This window comes from Arenibacter sp. F26102 (assembly GCF_023015865.1).
GTDB lineage: Bacteria > Bacteroidota > Bacteroidia > Flavobacteriales > Flavobacteriaceae > Arenibacter.
On sequence record NZ_JALKBC010000016.1, the window covers coordinates 72,469 to 92,374 of the forward strand.

Sequence of the window (19,906 nt, forward strand, 5' to 3'; positions counted from 1 at the left end):
TGTCCCCAAACTAAGAAACATTGAGGGACAAAGGGTTCAAGTGAATTACTCCACAACTCCAAAAGATTCCGTTGAAAACCTTATCGCCCCTTATCGCAACAGGATCAACCAGGTGTTGGACAGTGTTTTAGCCTTCGCACCAAAGGCAATATCAAAAACGGACGGCTCACTGAATACTACTGCCGGCAATTTAATGGCGGACATAGTAATGCAAGAAGTAAACCCCGTTTTTACCGCGAGAACAGGGAATAAAATAGATTTTGTACTCCTTAATTTTGGAAGTATCCGGTCTATAATTTCTGCAGGAAATATTACGGAGCGTACTGCCTATGAGGTAATGCCCTTTGAAAATTCGGTGGTTATCACCGAATTGGATGGAAAAACTATTAGGGCCATGGTATCTTTCCTAATAAAATCTACCGTTGCACATCCCATTTCAGGAATTCAAATAATTGTGGATAAAAATAAAAGCTTGCAAGCGGTCAACATACAAGGTCAACCTTTTGATGAGAACAGGACCTATTTTGTTGCTACTTCTGACTATTTGGTGACTGGAGGGGATAAGATGGATTTTTTTAAAGATTATATTTCACTGACCGATTCGGATTACCTGATCAGAAATACCATGGTAGATTATTTTAAGAAAATGGATACTATAACCGCATTTGAAGATGACCGATTTATAAAAATTGATTAATTATGGATCGTAGAAAATTTATATCCCAGACTGCAGCGTCCTCCGCATTTGTTGGCTTAGGGGGGCTGACGATGAATTCTTGCCATAATTCGTCCCGTAAACACATCACCATCTTGCACACCAACGATGTACATAGCCATATAGACCCATTTCCCACCAACCATTCCACTTACCCCAATTTGGGCGGTCTGGCAAGAAGGGCAACTATGGTGGATCAAATAAGAAAAGAAAACCCAAATACACTTTTGTTCGATGCCGGGGATATTTTTCAGGGAACTCCCTACTTCAATTTTTATGGGGGCGAATTGGAATTTAAACTAATGAGCATGTTAAAATATGATGCCGCCACCATTGGCAATCACGATTTTGACAATGGCCTCGATGGTCTTGCCGCTCAACTTCCCTATGCCAAATTTGATTTTTTATCGGCCAATTATGATTTCACCAATACGCTAATGGAAGGTCATGTAAAGCCTTATAAAGTTTATCATGTAAACGGAATCAAGGTTGGCGTTTTTGGATTGGGAATAGAACTTGCCGGTCTAGTCACCAAAAGATTATACCAAGAAACCGTTTATTTGGATCCTATAGAAATTGCCCAGGAGATAAGCCTTACTCTTAAGGAAGAAGAGAAATGTGATTTAATTATCTGTCTTTCCCATTTAGGTTACCAATACCAAAATCCACAAAAACCGGACGACCTGAAACTTGCCGCCAGTACAGAAAATATAGACTTAATTATTGGTGGTCATACCCATACGTTTTTAGATCGGCCAACAATAACAAACAATAGAAAAAACCAACAAATGTTGGTAAACCAGGTAGGTTGTTTTGGCATTAATTTAGGCCGAATCGATTTTTATTTTGACGATGGAAAGCAAAGTACTTGGGAGGGAGTGTCCATAAAAGTGTAAACACAAAATTATGATTCAGGAAAAAGTCAAATCCATAGTCTCAAAAAAAATTATTAAAATTCTGGGAGACGACCTTGAAGAGCACACAGATGCCATAGCTGTTGAAGAACCCCTGGAAATTAGTATCAGTGTTTTAAATGCGGATTCCCCCATTAAAAATAAAAGTATTTCCATAACCATGAGGACCCCTGGCCACGATCGGGATCTTGCCCTAGGATTTCTCTTTACCGAGGGAATTATTATTGCCTCCCATCAAATTTCAATGGTTGTTCGTGATGAAAACAGCATAAATGTCCAACTAAACAATTCTGAAGAAATAGATCTTAGTAAATTGGAAAGACATTTTTACACCAGCAGTAGTTGTGGTGTTTGTGGCAAAGCCAGTATTGAAGCTTTAAAAACAGTCTGTCGCCTTCCCTCCTCTCCATCCAATTTTCTAATTGAAAAAAACCTCATTAAATCCTTTCCCGGGATACTTCAACAACAACAGAATATTTTTAACAACACTGGTGGGATTCACGCAGCAGCTCTTTTCAATACCCATGGTCAGCTGATTAATGTCCGGGAAGATGTTGGTAGGCATAATGCCTTGGACAAACTCCTAGGCCATAGTCTTCAACAGGAGCAATTGCCCTTAAATCGGCATTTATTATTTCTGAGTGGTCGGGCTAGCTTCGAATTGATACAAAAGGCCGCCATGGCTGGAATTCATTTTATTATGGCTGTGGGAGCACCGTCCAGCCTGGCTGTGGAATTGGCTCTGGAACACGATATTACCTTAATTGGCTTTCTAAGCGAAACCCGTTACAACATCTATACCGGAGCAAATCGTATTAAAATATAGGTGTCTAAACTTTGAAGCTGATTTTGTAATCCATAACTTTATATACTCGGATATAAAATTTGGATTAAATGAAAATTAGGATACAAGGAAATTCCATACGCTACAGGCTCACCCGTTCCGAAGTAACCGCACTACAGGCAAAAGGTTTCTTTGAAGAGCACACATCATTTAACGGAAAAAACTTTGGCTATCGTGTAATGGCCAAAGAGGGCATCACTGCCCTTCAAGCGGATTTTCAGGAAGATACCATAACCTTATATATTCCCAAAAATGAAAGTGAAAAATGGCCGGATATAGATCGAGTTGGTTATGCGAATGATATGAACTTGGCCAATGGACAAACTTTAAGCCTACTATTGGAAAAAGATTTTGTTTGTTTGGATGAGCGTGTGGAAGATCAATCGGATAATTACCCCAACCCCGCGGCAACAACCAAAAAATAATGGCCATAAAACCTGAAAAACCTAGTCCAACAGCTCCGGCAAAATTAACCGGTCTAAAAACCACGGAACCCAAAAAAGTGGCCGCAGGAATTCCTGCCGTTATATCATCGGCCAAACATGTTCTCGGAGAAATGGGACTCGGCCGTGGGTTAAAAGCACTTGCCAACCTCAACCAAAAAGGTGGAATTGACTGTCCTGGTTGTGCCTGGCCGGACCCGGACGATGAGCGAAGCTCTATTGCAGAATATTGTGAAAATGGTGCCAAGGCCATTGCCGAGGAGGCCACTACCAAAAAATTGGACGCCAACTTTTTCAAAGAGAATAGTGTTTCCCAACTTTCCATGCTTTCCGATTACGAAATAGGCAAAAAAGGGAGGTTGGCACAGCCTATGTTCCTGCCCGAAGGGTCTAACTTTTATCAGGAAATAACATGGGAAAGGGTTTTTAACAAAATAGCAGAACACCTCAATAGCTTAAATAGTCCTGACGAGGCCATATTTTACACCTCCGGTAGAACTAGCAACGAGGCCGCTTTCCTGTACCAACTTTTTGTTAGGGAATACGGCACCAATAACATGCCGGACTGTAGCAATATGTGCCATGAAAGTAGTGGGGTGGCACTTACGGACACCCTTGGCATAGGCAAAGGCTCCGTAAAGCTGGAAGATTTTTACAATACTGAAGTTATACTTATTCTAGGCCAAAATCCCGGAACTAATCACCCCAGAATGCTAAGCGCCCTTAAAAAGGCGAAAGAAAATGGGGCTACTATTATTTCCATAAACCCGATTATTGAGACCGGTCTTTTAAATTTTAACAATCCTCAAGAAATAAAGGGAGCATTGGGGATAAAGACCAAATTAACCGATATATATCTCCAAGTAAAAATAAATGGGGATATGGCACTCCTTCAGGCCTTGGTAAAACTTATGCTGGTTGAAGAGGACAAGCGTCCAGGTACTGTTTTTGACATTTCCTTTATTGAAGAAAAGACCCAGGGATTTGAAGATTACTTGACCCACATAAGAACACTGGATATAAATAAACTTGTAGCCGAATCCGGAATACCCCTTGAAACCTTGGAAACGGTTGCCCGTATCCTAAGTACCAAAAACAAAATTATTGCCTGTTGGGCCATGGGCCTTACACAACACAAAAACTCGGTAAACACCATAAAAGAAATTGTCAACCTTTTGTTGCTAAAGGGAAGCATAGGAAAACCCGGTGCCGGCACCTGTCCTGTTCGTGGCCACAGTAATGTACAGGGAGACCGAACCATGGGAATTTACGAAAAGCCTCCAAAATCATTCCTGGACAGCCTTGAAAAAGTATTCCAATTTAATCCACCTCGTAAACATGGATTTGACACTGTAGAAAGTATCAAAGCCATGCATTCCGGTAAAGCAAGGATCTTTTTTGCAATGGGAGGTAATTTTTTATCGGCAACCCCAGATACCCTATATACGGCAGAAGCACTTCAAAAATGTGACCTTACCGTTCAGGTATCCACCAAACTAAACCGCAGTCATCTTATCCATGGCAGGGAAGCCATCATCCTACCTTGTTTGGGAAGGACGGATAAAGACGTTATTAATGGGGAATTACAATTTGTGAGTGTAGAAAATTCTATGGGCGTTGTTCATAGCTCCAAAGGAAGTCTAAAACCTATATCGGACCAATTGTTAAGTGAACCTGACATTGTTTGCCATTTAGCAATGGCCACCTTGAAAAACTCCAAAGTGGATTGGGGGAAATATCTATTACATTACGACCACATCCGGGAAAGTATCCAAAAATGTATTCCTGGATTTGAGAACTACAATCAAAGGGTAAGACAGCCTTCCGGCTTCTATTTACCTAACGGGGCACGGGACAATTCCTATAATACCACGACCGGGAAGGCCAATTTCAGTATATCCAATAGTGATGCCGTTATTTTACAATCTGATGAACTTCTAATGATGACCATACGTAGCCACGATCAGTTTAACACCACAATTTATGGGCTTAATGATCGCTATAGGGGTATTTTTAATGAACGAAGGATTATATTGATGAATCCCAAGGATATGGAAGAGCATCAACTTAACGAAAGGGATTTGGTAAACCTCCATAATTATCACGACAATAAGGAAAGGGTCGCCCCAAAATTCATTGTTTTACCTTACGATATCCCCCAACAATGCTGTGCAACCTACTTTCCTGAGGCCAATGTTCTGGTTCCTTTAAACAGTACGGCCGACCAAAGCAATACTCCAACCTCCAAATCTGTGGTTATTAAAATTAATAAACATGTCTCCTAGACTTTTAAAGAAACAAGGTCCAGGCCTATTGAGCCATACTTAAAAAAAATCACATTATTATGGTGACCATTAAAAGAAGTAATTCCAAAAATTCGGATTTTATAGCACTGGTTAAATTACTTGATGCCGATTTGAAGCTAAGGGATGGGGATGACCATGACTTCTACGCGCAATTCAATGGCATTGTAAACCTACCCTTTGTAGTTTTGGCATATTCGAAAAATAAACCGGTAGGCTGTGGCGCAATAAAGGAACACAATTCCACCACCATGGAGATCAAAAGAATGTTTGTAGCCCCAAACGAACGCGGAAAGGGAATTGCTTCAATAATTTTAAAGGAGTTGGAAAATTGGGCAGCGGAAAAGGATTACAGTTCCTGTATTTTGGAAACAGGACTTAGACAACCAGAGGCAATTGCACTCTATAAAAAAAACGGCTATCTCTCCATTCCCAATTACGGACAATACAAGGGAATGTCCAATAGTGTTTGCTTTATTAAAAACCTATGACATTATTATCGAAAAACACTACCTTATCAATCACCAATAAAATCAATTATTAATCCTAATCCAAACGCAATGCACAAAGCCTTATATCTTCCTTTTCTTTTGTTTTTATTCACTATCAGCACTTGGGGCCAAGCCCAGCAACGTGAATATTACCAACTTAAAACCTACCTCTTGGACACCGAGGAACAGGAAAAAAGTACTGACAAATACCTGAGCGGGGCCTTATTGCCAGCGCTTAAAAAATTGAATATAAAAAACATCGGCGTATTTAAACCTAGGACCATCGACTCTTTAAATCCGAGAAGTATTAAGGTGTTAATACCAATGAGAGGTATTTCCGAGTTGGAAACATTGGAGGCCAAACTCCAGAAAGACAAAATTTATATGGCGTCGGCCAAGGATTTTTTGGATGCACCCTATAAAAACCCTCCTTTCAGCAGGGTTGAATCTGTCCTATTAAAGGCATTTGTAGATATGCCCAAGATGAAGGCCTCACCTTTAAGTGGACCCCGTAAAGACCGTATTTATGAATTAAGAAGCTATGAATCCTCGACTGTAGCCAAGTACATCAATAAAGTAGAAATGTTCAATAAAGGTGGTGAGGTTACACTTTTTGACAATTTAGGTTTTAATGCCGTTTTCTATGGGGAGGTACTTTCAGGAGCCAATATGCCCAACCTCATGTATATGACCACATTCGAAAATCAGGCTAGTAGGGATGCCCATTGGAAATCATTTTCCGATTCACCCGTCTGGAATAAATTAAAGGCAGACCCAATGTACCAAAACAACGTTTCCAAAAATGTGACCCGCTTTTTCTATCCTACAGAATATTCCGATTATTAATCATAAGTCCGCTTTGTTTCCAGGGTCTGGAAACAAAGGAGAAAAACCATGTTGTGGATAAAAAACTTTTATTACAAAATAGGCCGTGAAACTATTTCACGGCCTATTTATTTTAAATAATAACAACTAAACTTTTAGCCGAAACAATCGTTGAAAGTGCTACTCCACTAAAAAATACTCCACCAATTGCCGTTGTTCGTCCTCCAAGTTTATGCTAGGAAATGTTTTCCCTGCCATTCTATACCAATAACCCGCATTAAATTTATCCCCTTCTTTTCTATGCAAATAAGCATGGATCCAGCTCCCATTATTATCATGCATGTCCTGAGCAATATTATGGGACGACTCCCAATCCCCCTTAACATCGAACCACATAGCCCTCAAAGCTCCGGACCAAGTAGGCGGTGGCGATAGTTGATTAAGGGTTTCTTCAAATTCCTTATAACTTTTTGGAAAGGACATTATTCATATTTAAAATTAACAATCTATGCTACAGTATTGGATAGGGTCCCTATTGAATCTACCGTAATATTAATAACATCGCCATGATCAAGGGTAAAGGAATCTGGCGGTACCACTCCGGTCCCGGTCATTAAAAGACTGCCATAAGGAAAAGACATTTCACGATACAGGTAGTGAACAAGATCGGAAAGTTTTCTTTTCATTTGTCCCACCTCGGTCTCACCTTCGAATACTGTATTACCTTTACGAACAATTTGAATTTTGATCTTGGTATCCATGGAAATGGGTTCCTTGGTCAGCCAAATACAAGGCCCTATAGCCGCTGCTCCATCATAACTCTTGGCCTGTGGGAGATATAAGGGGTTCTCCCCCTCAATATCCCTGGAACTCATGTCGTTTCCAATGGTATACCCTATTATTTTCGCATTAGGGGTTATTACCAATGTCAATTCCGGCTCGGGGACGTTCCATTTGGAATCCTTTCTGATCCTAACATCCTGCTTATGCCCCACTGCCCGGCTAGCAGTACTTTTAAAAAATAATTCCGGTCGCTCCGCATTATACACCCGGTCATAAAAATCGCCTCCCCCAGCATCTTTGGATTCTTCAATACGTGCCTCCCGACTGCTGTAATAAGTTACCCCAGAAGCCCAAATTTCTTGACGCCCTACAGGAGGCAATATACTGCCGTTCAACAATGAGGCACTATTCCCGATAGGATTTAATTTGGAAATTAAGGTCAGGGTATTGGCATAAATGTCATCGTCCGTAATAAACGAATCCCAATCCATATCGGTTAGATAAAATTTATGGTTATTTTCAATTAGAATACCTTGGTTGGTCTTAAAAACTTTCATCCTTTATAAATTATATTAATAAACTAATTATCGTTAAAACTATCATTGCTGAAAAGCCCAAAATTGCAGTCCCTAAACTGTGTGTCCTATACCCTTGATTTACCTTCATATCACTCATTTGGGTTACTACCCAAAAGAAGCTATCATTGGCATGGGAGACCAGGGACGCACCTGCGCCAATGGCAATTACCGCCAAAGCTTTTGCAACCTCGGTATCAAAACCCATTGCAGGCATCAATGGGGCAATAATGGAAGCTGTTGTAATTATGGCTACCGTAGAGGAGCCCTGGGCGGTCTTAATGCCTGCAGCAATCAGGAATGGTAACCAAATCCCTAAATTTCCATTGGTAACATTGTTCTCCAGCAAGGAACTAATGTCCGAAGTCTGCAGTACTTTTCCAAATGCCCCGCCGGCCCCAGTTATTAATATAATAATGGCTGCGGAAGTAAGTGCCTCTCCTATCCAACCCGAGGTGCTCAACATTTCCTTATCCAATTTCTTGGGCAAGGTAAAGGACAACACCATTCCGATCAACAGGGCCACCACCGGGTTGCCTACAAATCCTATAGCATACTTAAAAGTTCCGTCGCCAAACGGCATAGTGGGGTATTCCGCAAAAGACCTCAGCACAATAAGCAGAATAGGAACTACAATGGGAATAAAGGATTTAAAAACAGATGGAGCATTTTCCAACTGGGAATTGATCTGCTCCTCCGTTAGCTTTGGCGCGGGATCAATAAAAATTTTGGAACCTATTTTTTTGGCAAATAGAATACAGACCAACAAGGCCGGTATACTGGTCATGAGACCAAAGAGGATAACCTGACCCAAATCTGCACCTAAGATACCTGCAGCGGCAATGGGACCAGGAGTTGGGGGTACCATAGTATGGGAAGCCATTAAACCTAGTGACAGGGCCACTGCCGTTCCCGCCAAGGACAATTTTGCCTTTTTAGTAAGTGCCCTATTTAATGGGGAGACGATAATAAAACCACTATCGGCAAATACTGGTATGGATACGAAAAAACCAATAAAACCCATCGCCATATGTACCCGCTTTGGACCAATAATCTTTAAGACAAGGTTGGCCAAGGTATAGGCACCTCCCGATTTTTCCAAAAAAGTCCCTATAATTAAACCCGCGATAATTATGATACCAATACCCCCTATGGTAGCACCAAATCCATCGTTAATAGTTTTTATGAGCTCATCCAATGGGAGTCCAGAAAAAATACCGAATAATAAGCTGGCGGCCAATAATGCCAAAAATGGGTGAAGCTTAAAACGGGTGGAAGCCACAATTATGAAAACAATACATATCAGCAGTAGCAGGATGGTATACATAATTCTTATTTAGCGTAGCACTTTTTAAAATTCATAATCATCCCCAACTATCTATAACCTACATTGATTATCTTCATTATTAACAATAGGCAAAAATTATAGCATACCCATAAAATCAGTCTCCGTAATAATGGGTACTCCCAAACTTTCTGCTTTCGTCCTTTTACTGGGACCCATCTTATCTCCTGCCACAAGATAAGAAGTTTTTGAAGAAATACTCGACCCCACTTTTCCGCCGTTATCTTCGATCAATTTTTTAAGTTCATCCCTACTGAGGTTTTCGAAAACACCTGACACAACAATAACTTTATTTACCAAAACACTCGACGTTAAACTTAGTTTTTCGGTAATTACCTTTCTCTTGAAATAATTATCAACTTTTGAACTAGAATTAGACAAATTATTTCGATCGTTAACAACTTTAACGCCTTTTACGCTTAAAGAAGTTGATTTCATATAGACCGTGATATCGTCAAATTGATTAACTAGATTATTGAATACTTCTCCGCAAACTTTAGCATCTTCTAATGAATTATGATAGTTGTCCTGATTAATTCCATAATGTTTTGCCAAGGTGCTCAACTTATAGTTTCTAAGCCCTAAAAACCTCTTTGCTATGCGCATTGTACAAAAACAATTGAAATCCGGGCAACTCAAATTATATCTACCCAATGAAAATTGCAAAACAGAGATGTCGAAACTTGTATTGTGGGCCACTACGTTTCGATTTTCAAAATAATGCTTTATATCATTCCAGATTTCACCAAAAGTTTTCTCATTGGTTACATCCGATTCCGAAATACCGTGAATTCTTACAGCAAAGGGATTAAATTTTTCAATTTCCGGATTAATTAATGAGTAAAATGTATTAATTACTTCCCCTCGTTCAAATTCAACAATACCAATAGAGCATGGGTTCTTACCACTTGCTGTTTCAAAGTCAAAAGCTGTGTATCTTTCCAATTTTATAGCATTTTAAAAAATTCTTCCTCAGATATCATTTTTATATTTTCCTTTTCTGCCTTTTCCTTCTTTGCAGGTCCCATTTTGTCTCCAACAATCAAATAAGAAGTGTTTTTACTCAACGAACTTATATTTCTCCCGCCATTGTCCTCTATTAATTTCTTCAATTCATTTCTATCAATGGAAAAACTACCTGATACCACAAAGCTTAATCCTTCCAATTTGTTAGAAACATTTTCCTTTTCAATTATTGAAAACTGAAGTCCCGATTCCTTTAGCCTGCCAATAATTTCTTGATTTATGCTTTTTGAAAAGAAACTCAAAATGTTTTTAGCCACAGATTCACCAATATCTCGCAATGCAACCAAATCGTCATAAGTAGCAGTCATTAATCGGTCAATACTTTTGAAATTATAAGCTAAATTCTTTGCATTTACCTCACCTACATCCTTAATCCCCAATGCAAATAAAACATTCTCAAATCCTCGCTGTTTAGATTTATCAAGGGATTTGAAAATATTCTCCGCCGTCTTAACCTGTATACTAATTCTATTTCTATCTGAAACTCTAATAATGAAATTCTCAAAATCCTTTATTTGATTAGACCCATTAATAAATTTCAATGACTCATCCACGAAATTCAATTTATTTAAATGTTCAGTAATAGATAAACTTGAATATCTTATTGCTGGGAATTTTAAATCTAATAAAAGATTAAAAGAGATATGGTTTTTAAATGATTTATAATCATCAATATTAATATAGCTCCACGCCTCAAATAATGCTTGCTTAAATTTTAGAAACTTTTTATCATTAATTTTTGAGTCAAATATCCTTTCATCAGAATGCAGTAATTCTTCCAAAGAATTGACTTTACAACTCAAAATTTCAGATTCAACAAGCGTCAAGTTACCCCACTTATAACTTAATCCATAAATGGCCTTTTTTAATTCGACTTGTAATTGATTTTCATATTTCAACCCCGCATTGTCATTATTTAACCATCGTTCAAGTCCAATAATTTTATCAAACTCCAAAAAATAAAGATCTGAATAATTAGATATTTGGTTGTTATAGTATAATATTTCAATTATTCCCTGTCCAACACCATCCACGTCCATAGCCTTGCGGGATACAAAATGTTGAATACGGCCTGTAATCTGTGGAGGACAGCCATATTCATTAGGGCAATAATGTTTGGCATCTCCCTCGGTACGTTCCAATAGAGTATTACATTCCGGGCAATGATCAATATAGTTGGTAGGCTGCGAATCTGAAGGTCTTTGGCTAAAATCCACCCCAACAATTTTCGGAATTATTTCTCCTCCTTTTTCCACAAAAACGGTATCCCCCACCCTAATATCAATCTTTTCTATTTGGTCGGCATTGTGAAGGGAAGCTCTTTTTACGGTAGTACCCGCCAAAAGTACGGGTTCCAAATTGGCTACTGGTGTTATAGCACCTGTACGCCCAACCTGGTATGTAATCTCATTCAAAATCGTAGAAACCTGCTCCGCCTTAAATTTATAGGCCATAGCCCAACGAGGAGATTTGGAGGTATACCCCAATTCTTCTTGATGCTGTATACTATTCACTTTAATAACCACCCCATCGGTCTCATAAGGCAATTCATGTCTATGCTTATCCCAATATTCGATAAATTCCAGGACGTCCTCAGTGGTTTTACATAATTTGGCCGCTTTGGGGACCTTAAAACCCCAATACCTAGCCTTTTCCAGCATTTGGAATTGTGACTCAAATCCCAAATTTATCCCAACTATACTGTACAATAAACAATCAAGAGGTCGTTCCGCAACTAGGGCACTGTCCTGTAATTTTAAACTACCAGAAGCGGTATTTCGCGGGTTCATATAGGGATCTTCCCCATTCTCGATTCTTTCCTGGTTCATCTTTGCGAATCCCTCAAAAGGCAATACAATTTCCCCACGAATATCAAATTTGGGTGGGTAATCCCCTTTTAATTGTAAAGGTACCGATCTAATGGTCTTTATATTATTGGTAACGTCATCGCCTTGAAACCCATCACCGCGGGTGAGTCCACGTACCAGCCTGCCATCCTCGTACGTTAAACTAATGGACGCCCCATCGTATTTAAGTTCACATGTAAATTCTACCTGAGCGTCTCCCAATATTTTTTGAATGCGTTTTTCCCAATCTTCCAGATCTTCTTTGGAATAGGAATTGTCCAAGGAATACATACGATGTTCATGTACCAATGTTTCAAAATTCTTGGTAATTGTACCACCTACCCTTAAAGTGGGGGAACTAGCATCATAGAATTCAGGATATTTTTCTTCCAGAGCCTGCAGCTCCTTTAGTTTCATATCAAACTCATAATCGGAAATTATGGCATTGTCCAGGACATAATAATTATAATTATGCTCCCTAAGCTCAGTTCTGAGGTTTTCTATCTTCTGTTTGATCTCCATTTATAGCTGTTCCTTTTTAATCCATTTTGGCAATGGCAAGGGTTGGTAGTTTTTCATTTTATCTAAAAGTCCGTCAATAGAATTATCTATCAATAACATATCGTAGTATTCCTGTTTTAAGAACCCCTTTCTTACCATAGTACGCAACATAGCAAGCAATTCATCATAAAATCCATTGACATTCAAAAGCCCAATAGGTTTTTGATGTAGGCCTAGTTGTGCCCAAGTAATCATCTCGAATAATTCCTCCATGGTGCCAAATCCGCCGGGAAGTGTAATAATTCCATCGGAAAGGTCGTGCATCCTTAATTTGCGTTTATGCATGTTCTTTGTAATGATCAGTTGGGTAAGTCCCGAATGGAATACTTCCTTTAATTTTAAAAAATCTGGGATAACACCAATAACCTCACCTTGATGGTCCAGAGCTCCTTGCGCCAATTTACCCATAATACCTATTTTAGCGGCACCATATACCAAGGTCATACCTTCATTGGCCAATCTTGCCCCTAATTCATAGGCGCATTCCACTATTTCCGGATCATTGCCCTCACTGCTTCCACAAAATACAACTACGCTTTTCATAATTTACACAACTTACCAATTCGTATATACTTGATACTTTAATTCGAAATTATAGTCCCACCAATAAATTATTGGCCCTGCCCCTATATCAAGAATTAAGCATTCCTTTCAACATCCTAGCATTCCCGAACATATCCTTTCTGATTTCAATTTCCGAAAATTTTCCATTTCCCAAAAGTTCTTTTGTCTCCTCACCTAAATATTGATTGATTTCAAAATACAGAACACCCTTTTTCTTTAGGTGACCTTCAGCAAATTGCACAATTTTTTTATAGAAAATCAAAGGATCCTTATCGGAAACAAAGAGTGCCGATCCAGGTTCATGGTCAAGAACATTATTTTTCATTTCAACTTTTTCCAATTCCCTGACATAAGGTGGGTTGGATACAATTATGTCAAATTCACCTTCAAAATTCATATTGGACAGGATATCCGCTTCAACAAACTCTATGTCCACATTATTTTCCTTGGCATTCCGTTCCGCCATCTGAATGGCCTTTTTTGAAATATCCATGGCAACCACTTTGGCATTGGGCAGGTTTTTAGCCAGGGAAATAGCAATACAACCACTTCCTGTACCAACATCCAATATTTTTATCTCTTTAGAGGAATCCTCACTTTGTAGCTCTTCCAGTATCCAATACACCAATTCTTCGGTTTCCGGCCGTGGAATCAGAACATTTTCGTCCACATAAAACTCAAGTTCACAAAAATGGGCTTTCCCCAAAATATGTTGAATTGGTCGTTCCAATTTTAATTGGCTTAGTGCATAAAACAGGTGGTCCTCCTTTTCCTTGGACACAACCAGATTAGGTTCCATGACCAAAACAAATCTTTCCAAACCCAAATAATGCTCTATTACCAAATAAAAAAAGCTATCTACCTCTTCTTTTGGAAAAATAGGATCTAGCTCTAAATGGTAAATTTTTTTAATCTCTTTTAATAACATTCCCTACTTTTTGCAAACAGTTTAATCAACCTGTAACTTAACAGTATTCCGTAGGTTTCAACTATTTTCTACAGACTTTTAAGCATCCAAACAGGACATGAATAATGACCGGTATTTCCCATAGGCCCATTTATATATTGGAAACCGGACTTTAAATATAGTTTTTGGGCATCCTTCATATAGGGCATGGTTTCCAAATAGCATTGTTCATAGCCATATTCAATAGCTCTATCTACACAAACATTGATCATTTTAAGGCCCAATCCCCTGCCCCTGGCTTCTTCCAGAAAATACATTTTCTGTAATTCGCATACGTTCCCCTCATAATTCTCCAATTGGGCAATTCCTGCACATCCTATAATACTACCATTTTCCTCTGCCACAAAATAATCGGACCTTGGAACATCATAATTCCCATACATATCATCCAAGGCTTTATCGGCATAGGCAGTCCCTACTTTTGGAACACCCAAATCCTCTAAAACTTTCCTTATTACCCTTGCAACCTCCTGATTGTCACCTGGCTGAATTTCTCGTATAATAGTGCCTGACATATGTTTATTAATAATATACCTATATTGTTCTATTTTTACGAAGTGAAGATACACGAAAAATATATTTCAAGATGTATACAGCTGGCCAAAAATGGACTGGGAACTACCTATCCCAACCCTATGGTGGGCAGTATTATTGTTCATGGCGATACTATTATAGGAGAGGGTTATACTAGTCCTTATGGTGGTCCCCATGCCGAGGTCAATGCCATAAATTCCGTGAAGGACAAAGCGCTATTAAAAGAAGCTACCTTATACGTAACCCTGGAACCATGTTCCCATTATGGTAAAACCCCTCCTTGTGCTGACTTAATTATAAAGCATGGGATTCCCAGTGTAATTATAGGCCTATTGGACCCTCATGAAAAAGTAGCTGGTAAAGGCATTGAAAAACTAAGGGCTACAGGCTGCCAAGTTATTGTTGGCGTACTTGAAAAAGAGTGTCGGGAGCACCATAGGCGATTTCTTACCTATCATACCAAAATGAGGCCATATATTGTTTTAAAATGGGCAGAAACGGCAGATGGCTTTATAGCACCAACCCAAGAAAAAAGAAGTAGCAATCTTGAACCTTTTTGGATTACCAACCCGTATTCACAGCAATTGGTTCATCAATGGCGAAGTCAGGAACAGGCCATTTTAGTGGGAACCAATACCGTATTGGCCGATAACCCAAAGCTAAACGTTCGTCATTGGAAAGGAAAGGCCCCAATTAGAATTGTTTTGGACAGGGAATTAAAAATAAGTAACAAATACCATGTGATGGACGGTAGTGTAACAACCATTATTCTTACCGGCCCAGGACCAAAAAAGCACAAAGACGGACTAATATATGAGGAAATTGATTTTGAAAACAAATTGGCCTCCCAAATTTGCGCTATCCTGTATAAACATCATATATTAAGTGTTATTATTGAAGGCGGAGCCAAAACACTCCAAAGCTTTATAGATGCTGAACTTTGGGATGAAGCCAGGATCTTTAAGGGCAGAAATGTTTTTGGGGAAGGCCTGATAGCTCCTGAAATTAAAGGTATTACCATCAGCGAAAAGCAAATAGAATCAGATACGTTAACACTCTTAAAGCATGATTAAGAACATTATATTCGATTTTGGAGATATATTTATCAACTTGGACAAACAGGTAGTTTTTAAAGCGTTGGAAAATAAAAATGTCCTAGAGTTTCTTCCTAAATATCATTCCATTAATGAGGATTTTGAAGTTGGCAAAATCAGCTCAATGGAGTTTGTGAGTCTACTTCAACCGGATTTCCCCGCCCTTAGCAGGGAGGAAATTATTAACGTTTGGAATTCCATGATACTGGATTTTCCGGAACACCGTCTTACATTTTTGGAAAGCTTGGCTAAAGAAAAGAAGTATAGACTATTCCTTTTAAGCAACACGAATGCCTTGCACATCCCCCACGTGGGACAGATTATGGGTGCCGAAAATTACGGACGGTTTAAAAACTCTTTTGAACAGTTTTATTTATCGCATGAAATTAAATTAAGGAAACCCAATGATGAAATATTTCAATTTGTATTGGAGCAAAATAATCTGAGCCCGGAAGACACCCTATTTATTGACGACACCAAAGAAAATACGGATGCCGCCAGAAAATTGGGAATAAAAACCTGGAACCTAATGGTTGGCAAGGAAGATGTAATTCAATTAAAGGAAAGGCTGTAGCATGTTGGACCTAGGTTTAAGCGTACTGTTTTCCAGTTTAATTTTTGTTGTTTTCAAACTGTTTGACACCTATAAGGTAGAAACCTTAAATGCCATCATAATTAATTATATTGTTGCATCTACAGTTGGAATGATGTTGTATGAAAAAAATATTGTTCTCTTGGAAATACCTACAAAACCATGGTTTCTGGGCACTTTGGTTTTGGGTATATTGTTTATTCTCGTGTTTAATCTCATGGCCGCGACCTCGCAAAAAAGTGGGGTTTCAGTAGCCTCAGTAGCTACGAAGATGTCGCTCGTAATTCCAGTTATCTTTGGTTTGTTGGTATATGATGAAAAACTAGGGGTCTTAAAATCCATAGGTATTTTTTTGGCCCTTGCAGCCGTATACTTCGCATCTGTAAAGGAAAGGGACATACTCATAAAGAAGAATTTCCTGATACTTCCCGTCCTGGTTTTTATTGGTTCGGGCATAATAGATACCAGTATTAAATATTTGGAGGAAACATTGGTCCCAAAAGAAGAGTTTCCCCTGTTTTCTGCAGTAGTTTTTGGTTCCGCCGCAATAACTGGCATTATTTTTATCGGCATAAAATCTTTTAAGACACGTTCTACGCCGAATGTCACAACTGCTATTGGCGGAATTGGACTGGGCATTCTTAATTATTTTTCAATATATTACCTGTTGCGTGCACTACAGCACGAATACCTTAACAGTGCATCTGTTTTTACAATAAATAATGTAGCCATCGTTATGTTCTCAACGCTTTTAGGGGTTATACTGTTCAAAGAGCGTATCAGCATCAAAAATTGGATGGGAATTACACTAGCGGTCATCAGTATATTCCTGGTCGCTTTTTTTTAATTGAACAATATGGAGTCTGATACCTACAAAACCTTGGAATCGCCCTCTGAGGAGATTTTATTCAAAGAACGTAAAAGCAAATTTTTCGGATATGCTTTCCCAATTAGGGTGGAGGAAGATGTAAAGCCTATAATTGACGAATTGAAGAAATTACACCACACCGCCAACCATGTTTGCTACGCTTGGCAATTAGGGTTTGAGGATGTCAACTACAGGGCGAATGACGACGGGGAGCCCAATAACTCAGCAGGTATGCCAATCTATGGCCAAATACAGTCGTTTGGAGTCACGAATGTCCTTGTTGCCGTGGCACGTATTTTTGGCGGCACCAAGTTAGGGGTCGGAGGATTAATCTCCGCATATAGGACTGGAGCGCAAATGGCTCTCGATTCTGCTCAGATAATAGAAAAGACATTGCAGCAAAGATATTTGCTTTCTTTTGAATATGCCGAAATGGACAAGGTTATGAGAACCATTAAACAACATCAAATGGAGATAACCACCCAAAAAATGGAAATGGATTGCGCAATTGAAATATCAGTTAGAAAAAACGACGCTCATCTTACAGAAAATATTTTTTCTGCCATGTATCCAGTGAAAATAAAAAAACTAGATATTTAGATTATCCAAGATGTAGCTCGGACATTTTATGGGCTTATTCGTTTTCATGTCTATAAATGCCAAAACGGTATTAGCCTCTATCAACAATTCCTTGGCCTCATTGCGTATCTCATAGTCAAATTCTATTCTAACCATTGGCCTCTTTCTAATAAAGGTCTTAACGGTTAACAGGTCATCATAAACTGCTGATTTCCTGTATATAATATTTAAGGAAATTACAGGCAACATTATTCCGTTTTCCTCCATCGTTTTGTAGGAAATGCCCATGGACCTTAGCCACTCCACCCTTCCCATCTCCAAGTATTGCGGGTAATTCCCATGATATACCACTCCCATTTGATCTGTTTCGCCGTATCTAACCCTAAAAGAAAATTCATTAAAATCCATGTTATTCCGTGTAAAACCTTTATATTTAAAAGTGTTAATATATTGTGGTACAACATGAGGAAAAAAAAGGGAAAATTCAACCTGTTTGAATTTTTTTTTTAGAATATTTGTTCACATATTTGCCTACTTGATAATCCCAATTAACCTGGCTGAATATCATCAGTAATTTACACTAACCAAAAAAAAGAAAACATTAAAAATGAGTGTTACTGCAACGTCCGTATGGAACCACTGTTTGGGCTTTATTAAAGACAATATCCAACCGCAGGCATTCAAAACTTGGTTCGAACCAATAAAACCTGTTAAACTTTCCGATAATGCCTTGAGCATTCAAGTTCCTAGTAAATTCTTTTATGAATGGCTGGAAGAACACTACGTTAAACTATTAAAAGTAGCACTCACCAAGGAATTGGGTGAGACCGCCAAATTGGTGTACATCATTAAAATGGAAAACACCTATGGCAATCGTGAGCCTTTTACAGAAAAAATACCGAGTTCCAATAGGTCTCATGTAGAGCCCCAAGAATTGGACGTCGCCATAAAATCAAAAAACCCGGAATTAAAGAATCCCTTTGTAATTCCAGGAATAAGAAACATAAAAATTGAATCCCAATTAAATCCGAGTTACAATTTCGACAATTTCTTGGAAGGTGATTCCAATAGATTGGCCAGATCGGCGGGTATGGCCGTTGCCAACAAACCAGGTGGAACCTCTTTTAACCCTTTATTGGTTTTTGGCGGGGTAGGTTTGGGAAAAACACATTTGGCACATGCAATAGGTGTCGAGATAAAGGATAAATACCCTGAAAGGACTGTACTATATATCTCTGCCGAAAAGTTTACCCAACAATATATAGAATCGGTAAAGAAGAATACTAGAAACGATTTTATTCATTTCTACCAATTGATCGATGTGCTTATTATTGATGACGTGCAATTTTTGTCGGGAAAGTCAGGAACCCAAGATGTTTTCTTCCACATTTTTAATCACTTGCACCAAAATGGCAAGCAGGTAATTTTAACTTCGGACAAGGCACCCGTAGATATGCAGGATATAGAACAGCGTTTGCTATCCCGTTTTAAATGGGGATTATCAGCAGAGCTTCAAACACCTGACTACGAAACAAGGATTTCGATCCTAAAAAATAAATTGTATCGTGATGGCGTAGAAATGCCCGAAGATATTATAGACTATGTTGCCAAACACATAAAAACAAATATTCGGGAATTGGAAGGGGCCATAATTTCACTAATTGCCCAGTCTTCCTTCAACAAGAAAGAAGTTACTCTTGAATTGGCCCAATTGGTTGTGGAGAAATTCGTAAAGAATACCAAAAGGGAAGTATCCATAGATTATATTCAAAAAGTAGTTTCCGACTATTTCGAAATGGATGTGGCCACACTACAGTCCAAAACCAGAAAAAGGCATATTGTACAAGCCAGGCAATTGGCCATGTTCTTTGCTAAAAAATTCACCAAAGCATCATTGGCTAGTATTGGGTCCCAAATTGGAAAAAGAGACCACGCCACAGTATTGCACGCTTGCAAAACTGTTGACAACCTTGCAGAAACAGACAAACAGTTCCGGAAATACATAGACGACTTAACAAAAAAGTTTTCTTAATATT

General features: G+C 38.8%; 20 protein-coding genes and 3 pseudogenes. 12 read left to right on the plus strand and 11 right to left on the minus strand.

What is annotated here, in order from left to right; all coding sequences use genetic code 11:
* Positions 1-40: 40 nt before the first annotated feature.
* The 7 genes from MWU78_RS18885 (at position 41) to MWU78_RS18915 (ending at position 6,556) form a co-directional block, all read left to right on the plus strand.
* A complete protein-coding gene (locus tag MWU78_RS18885) occupies positions 41-697 on the plus strand; it encodes a 5'-nucleotidase (protein ID WP_247000702.1) in 657 nt (218 codons plus the stop codon).
* A 2-nt stretch (positions 698-699) separates the two neighbouring features.
* Complete coding sequence (locus MWU78_RS18890) at positions 700-1,611, plus strand: metallophosphatase (protein ID WP_247000704.1); 912 nt, start codon at positions 700-702, stop codon at positions 1,609-1,611.
* Between the two features lie 10 nt (positions 1,612-1,621).
* On the plus strand, positions 1,622-2,455 hold the full coding sequence (fdhD, locus tag MWU78_RS18895; RefSeq protein ID WP_247000707.1) for a formate dehydrogenase accessory sulfurtransferase FdhD: 834 nt from the start codon (positions 1,622-1,624) through the stop codon (positions 2,453-2,455).
* Positions 2,456-2,523: 68 nt separating this feature from the next.
* Positions 2,524-2,898 carry a hypothetical protein gene (locus tag MWU78_RS18900; RefSeq protein ID WP_247000709.1) on the plus strand — a complete coding sequence of 125 codons (375 nt, stop codon included), beginning with the start codon at positions 2,524-2,526 and terminating at the stop codon, positions 2,896-2,898.
* Entirely contained in the window at positions 2,898-5,201 is a 2,304-nt protein-coding gene (locus MWU78_RS18905; protein ID WP_247000710.1) for an FdhF/YdeP family oxidoreductase, read from the plus strand. Before MWU78_RS18900 ends, MWU78_RS18905 begins: the two co-directional genes overlap by 1 nt.
* A 59-nt stretch (positions 5,202-5,260) precedes the next feature.
* Positions 5,261-5,710, plus strand: coding sequence for a GNAT family N-acetyltransferase (locus MWU78_RS18910; RefSeq protein WP_247000712.1), 450 nt, complete (start codon positions 5,261-5,263; stop codon positions 5,708-5,710).
* A 69-nt stretch (positions 5,711-5,779) separates the two neighbouring features.
* Positions 5,780-6,556, plus strand: a complete 777-nt coding sequence (locus tag MWU78_RS18915) for an NIPSNAP family protein (RefSeq protein ID WP_247000714.1) — start codon at positions 5,780-5,782, stop codon at positions 6,554-6,556.
* Between the two features lie 159 nt (positions 6,557-6,715).
* Here MWU78_RS18915 and MWU78_RS18920 read toward each other — a convergent pair whose 3' ends face one another.
* From MWU78_RS18920 to MWU78_RS18960, 10 genes and pseudogenes are all read right to left on the minus strand, one after another.
* Positions 6,716-7,018, minus strand: coding sequence for a hypothetical protein (locus tag MWU78_RS18920; RefSeq protein WP_247000716.1), 303 nt, complete (start codon positions 7,016-7,018; stop codon positions 6,716-6,718).
* 23 nt (positions 7,019-7,041) lie between these two features.
* Complete coding sequence (locus MWU78_RS18925) at positions 7,042-7,875, minus strand: fumarylacetoacetate hydrolase family protein (RefSeq protein ID WP_247000725.1); 834 nt, start codon at positions 7,873-7,875, stop codon at positions 7,042-7,044.
* Between the two features lie 10 nt (positions 7,876-7,885).
* Positions 7,886-9,220, minus strand: a complete 1,335-nt coding sequence (locus MWU78_RS18930; RefSeq protein WP_247000727.1) for a Na+/H+ antiporter NhaC family protein — start codon at positions 9,218-9,220, stop codon at positions 7,886-7,888.
* Positions 9,221-9,316: 96 nt separating this feature from the next.
* Positions 9,317-9,571 (minus strand): annotated as a pseudogene (locus MWU78_RS18935) (BRCT domain-containing protein); the annotation flags it as partial.
* Positions 9,572-9,724: 153 nt separating this feature from the next.
* Positions 9,725-10,183, minus strand: a pseudogene (locus MWU78_RS18940) (3'-5' exonuclease); the annotation flags it as partial.
* Positions 10,184-10,185: 2 nt separating this feature from the next.
* The gene (locus MWU78_RS22605; RefSeq protein ID WP_348647113.1) at positions 10,186-10,818 is read right to left on the minus strand and encodes a helix-hairpin-helix domain-containing protein; all 633 of its coding nucleotides are present in this window, start codon (positions 10,816-10,818) and stop codon (positions 10,186-10,188) included.
* A gap of 201 nt (positions 10,819-11,019) precedes the next feature.
* Positions 11,020-12,633 (minus strand): annotated as a pseudogene (gene ligA / locus MWU78_RS18945) (NAD-dependent DNA ligase LigA); the annotation flags it as partial.
* Positions 12,634-13,215: a TIGR00730 family Rossman fold protein gene (locus tag MWU78_RS18950; protein WP_247000731.1), complete on the minus strand. Its 582-nt coding sequence runs from the start codon at positions 13,213-13,215 to the stop codon at positions 12,634-12,636.
* Positions 13,216-13,303: 88 nt separating this feature from the next.
* Positions 13,304-14,164: a peptide chain release factor N(5)-glutamine methyltransferase gene (gene prmC / locus MWU78_RS18955; RefSeq protein WP_247000733.1), complete on the minus strand. Its 861-nt coding sequence runs from the start codon at positions 14,162-14,164 to the stop codon at positions 13,304-13,306.
* A gap of 68 nt (positions 14,165-14,232) precedes the next feature.
* Complete coding sequence (locus MWU78_RS18960) at positions 14,233-14,718, minus strand: GNAT family N-acetyltransferase (RefSeq protein WP_247000735.1); 486 nt, start codon at positions 14,716-14,718, stop codon at positions 14,233-14,235.
* A gap of 42 nt (positions 14,719-14,760) precedes the next feature.
* Between MWU78_RS18960 and ribD the strand changes: the two genes are divergently transcribed.
* From ribD to MWU78_RS18980, 4 genes are read left to right on the plus strand one after another with little or no spacing between them, the layout of a single operon-like run.
* The gene (gene ribD, locus MWU78_RS18965; RefSeq protein WP_247000779.1) at positions 14,761-15,810 is read left to right on the plus strand and encodes a bifunctional diaminohydroxyphosphoribosylaminopyrimidine deaminase/5-amino-6-(5-phosphoribosylamino)uracil reductase RibD; all 1,050 of its coding nucleotides are present in this window, start codon (positions 14,761-14,763) and stop codon (positions 15,808-15,810) included.
* A complete protein-coding gene (locus tag MWU78_RS18970; RefSeq protein WP_247000737.1) occupies positions 15,803-16,405 on the plus strand; it encodes an HAD family phosphatase in 603 nt (200 codons plus the stop codon). Before ribD ends, MWU78_RS18970 begins: the two co-directional genes overlap by 8 nt.
* A 1-nt stretch (position 16,406) precedes the next feature.
* Positions 16,407-17,270, plus strand: coding sequence for a DMT family transporter (locus tag MWU78_RS18975; RefSeq protein WP_247000739.1), 864 nt, complete (start codon positions 16,407-16,409; stop codon positions 17,268-17,270).
* 9 nt (positions 17,271-17,279) lie between these two features.
* A complete protein-coding gene (locus tag MWU78_RS18980) occupies positions 17,280-17,891 on the plus strand; it encodes a YigZ family protein (RefSeq protein WP_247000741.1) in 612 nt (203 codons plus the stop codon).
* Here the strand turns inward: MWU78_RS18980 and MWU78_RS18985 are convergent.
* The gene (locus MWU78_RS18985) at positions 17,880-18,278 is read right to left on the minus strand and encodes a thioesterase family protein (RefSeq protein WP_247000743.1); all 399 of its coding nucleotides are present in this window, start codon (positions 18,276-18,278) and stop codon (positions 17,880-17,882) included. The two genes, MWU78_RS18980 and MWU78_RS18985, sit on opposite strands and share 12 nt — an antisense overlap.
* 199 nt (positions 18,279-18,477) lie before the next feature.
* Between MWU78_RS18985 and dnaA the strand changes: the two genes are divergently transcribed.
* Positions 18,478-19,902: a chromosomal replication initiator protein DnaA gene (gene dnaA / locus MWU78_RS18990; RefSeq protein WP_103440993.1), complete on the plus strand. Its 1,425-nt coding sequence runs from the start codon at positions 18,478-18,480 to the stop codon at positions 19,900-19,902.
* The last annotated feature ends 4 nt before the right edge of the window (positions 19,903-19,906 follow it).

Coding starts and splice junctions, on each gene's coding strand:
- MWU78_RS18925 (WP_247000725.1), bottom strand. CDS start 7,875: ATGAAAGTTTTTAAGACCAACCAAGGTATTCTAATTGAAAATAACCAT.
- fdhD (WP_247000707.1), top strand. CDS start 1,622: ATGATTCAGGAAAAAGTCAAATCCATAGTCTCAAAAAAAATTATTAAA.
- MWU78_RS18985 (WP_247000743.1), bottom strand. CDS start 18,278: ATGGATTTTAATGAATTTTCTTTTAGGGTTAGATACGGCGAAACAGAT.
- MWU78_RS18930 (WP_247000727.1), bottom strand. CDS start 9,220: ATGTATACCATCCTGCTACTGCTGATATGTATTGTTTTCATAATTGTG.
- MWU78_RS18905 (WP_247000710.1), top strand. CDS start 2,898: ATGGCCATAAAACCTGAAAAACCTAGTCCAACAGCTCCGGCAAAATTA.
- MWU78_RS18975 (WP_247000739.1), top strand. CDS start 16,407: ATGTTGGACCTAGGTTTAAGCGTACTGTTTTCCAGTTTAATTTTTGTT.
- MWU78_RS18950 (WP_247000731.1), bottom strand. CDS start 13,215: ATGAAAAGCGTAGTTGTATTTTGTGGAAGCAGTGAGGGCAATGATCCG.
- MWU78_RS18890 (WP_247000704.1), top strand. CDS start 700: ATGGATCGTAGAAAATTTATATCCCAGACTGCAGCGTCCTCCGCATTT.
- MWU78_RS18970 (WP_247000737.1), top strand. CDS start 15,803: ATGATTAAGAACATTATATTCGATTTTGGAGATATATTTATCAACTTG.
- MWU78_RS18900 (WP_247000709.1), top strand. CDS start 2,524: ATGAAAATTAGGATACAAGGAAATTCCATACGCTACAGGCTCACCCGT.
- MWU78_RS18980 (WP_247000741.1), top strand. CDS start 17,280: ATGGAGTCTGATACCTACAAAACCTTGGAATCGCCCTCTGAGGAGATT.
- MWU78_RS18915 (WP_247000714.1), top strand. CDS start 5,780: ATGCACAAAGCCTTATATCTTCCTTTTCTTTTGTTTTTATTCACTATC.
- prmC (WP_247000733.1), bottom strand. CDS start 14,164: ATGTTATTAAAAGAGATTAAAAAAATTTACCATTTAGAGCTAGATCCT.
- MWU78_RS18960 (WP_247000735.1), bottom strand. CDS start 14,718: ATGTCAGGCACTATTATACGAGAAATTCAGCCAGGTGACAATCAGGAG.
- MWU78_RS18910 (WP_247000712.1), top strand. CDS start 5,261: ATGGTGACCATTAAAAGAAGTAATTCCAAAAATTCGGATTTTATAGCA.
- MWU78_RS18920 (WP_247000716.1), bottom strand. CDS start 7,018: ATGTCCTTTCCAAAAAGTTATAAGGAATTTGAAGAAACCCTTAATCAA.
- dnaA (WP_103440993.1), top strand. CDS start 18,478: ATGAGTGTTACTGCAACGTCCGTATGGAACCACTGTTTGGGCTTTATT.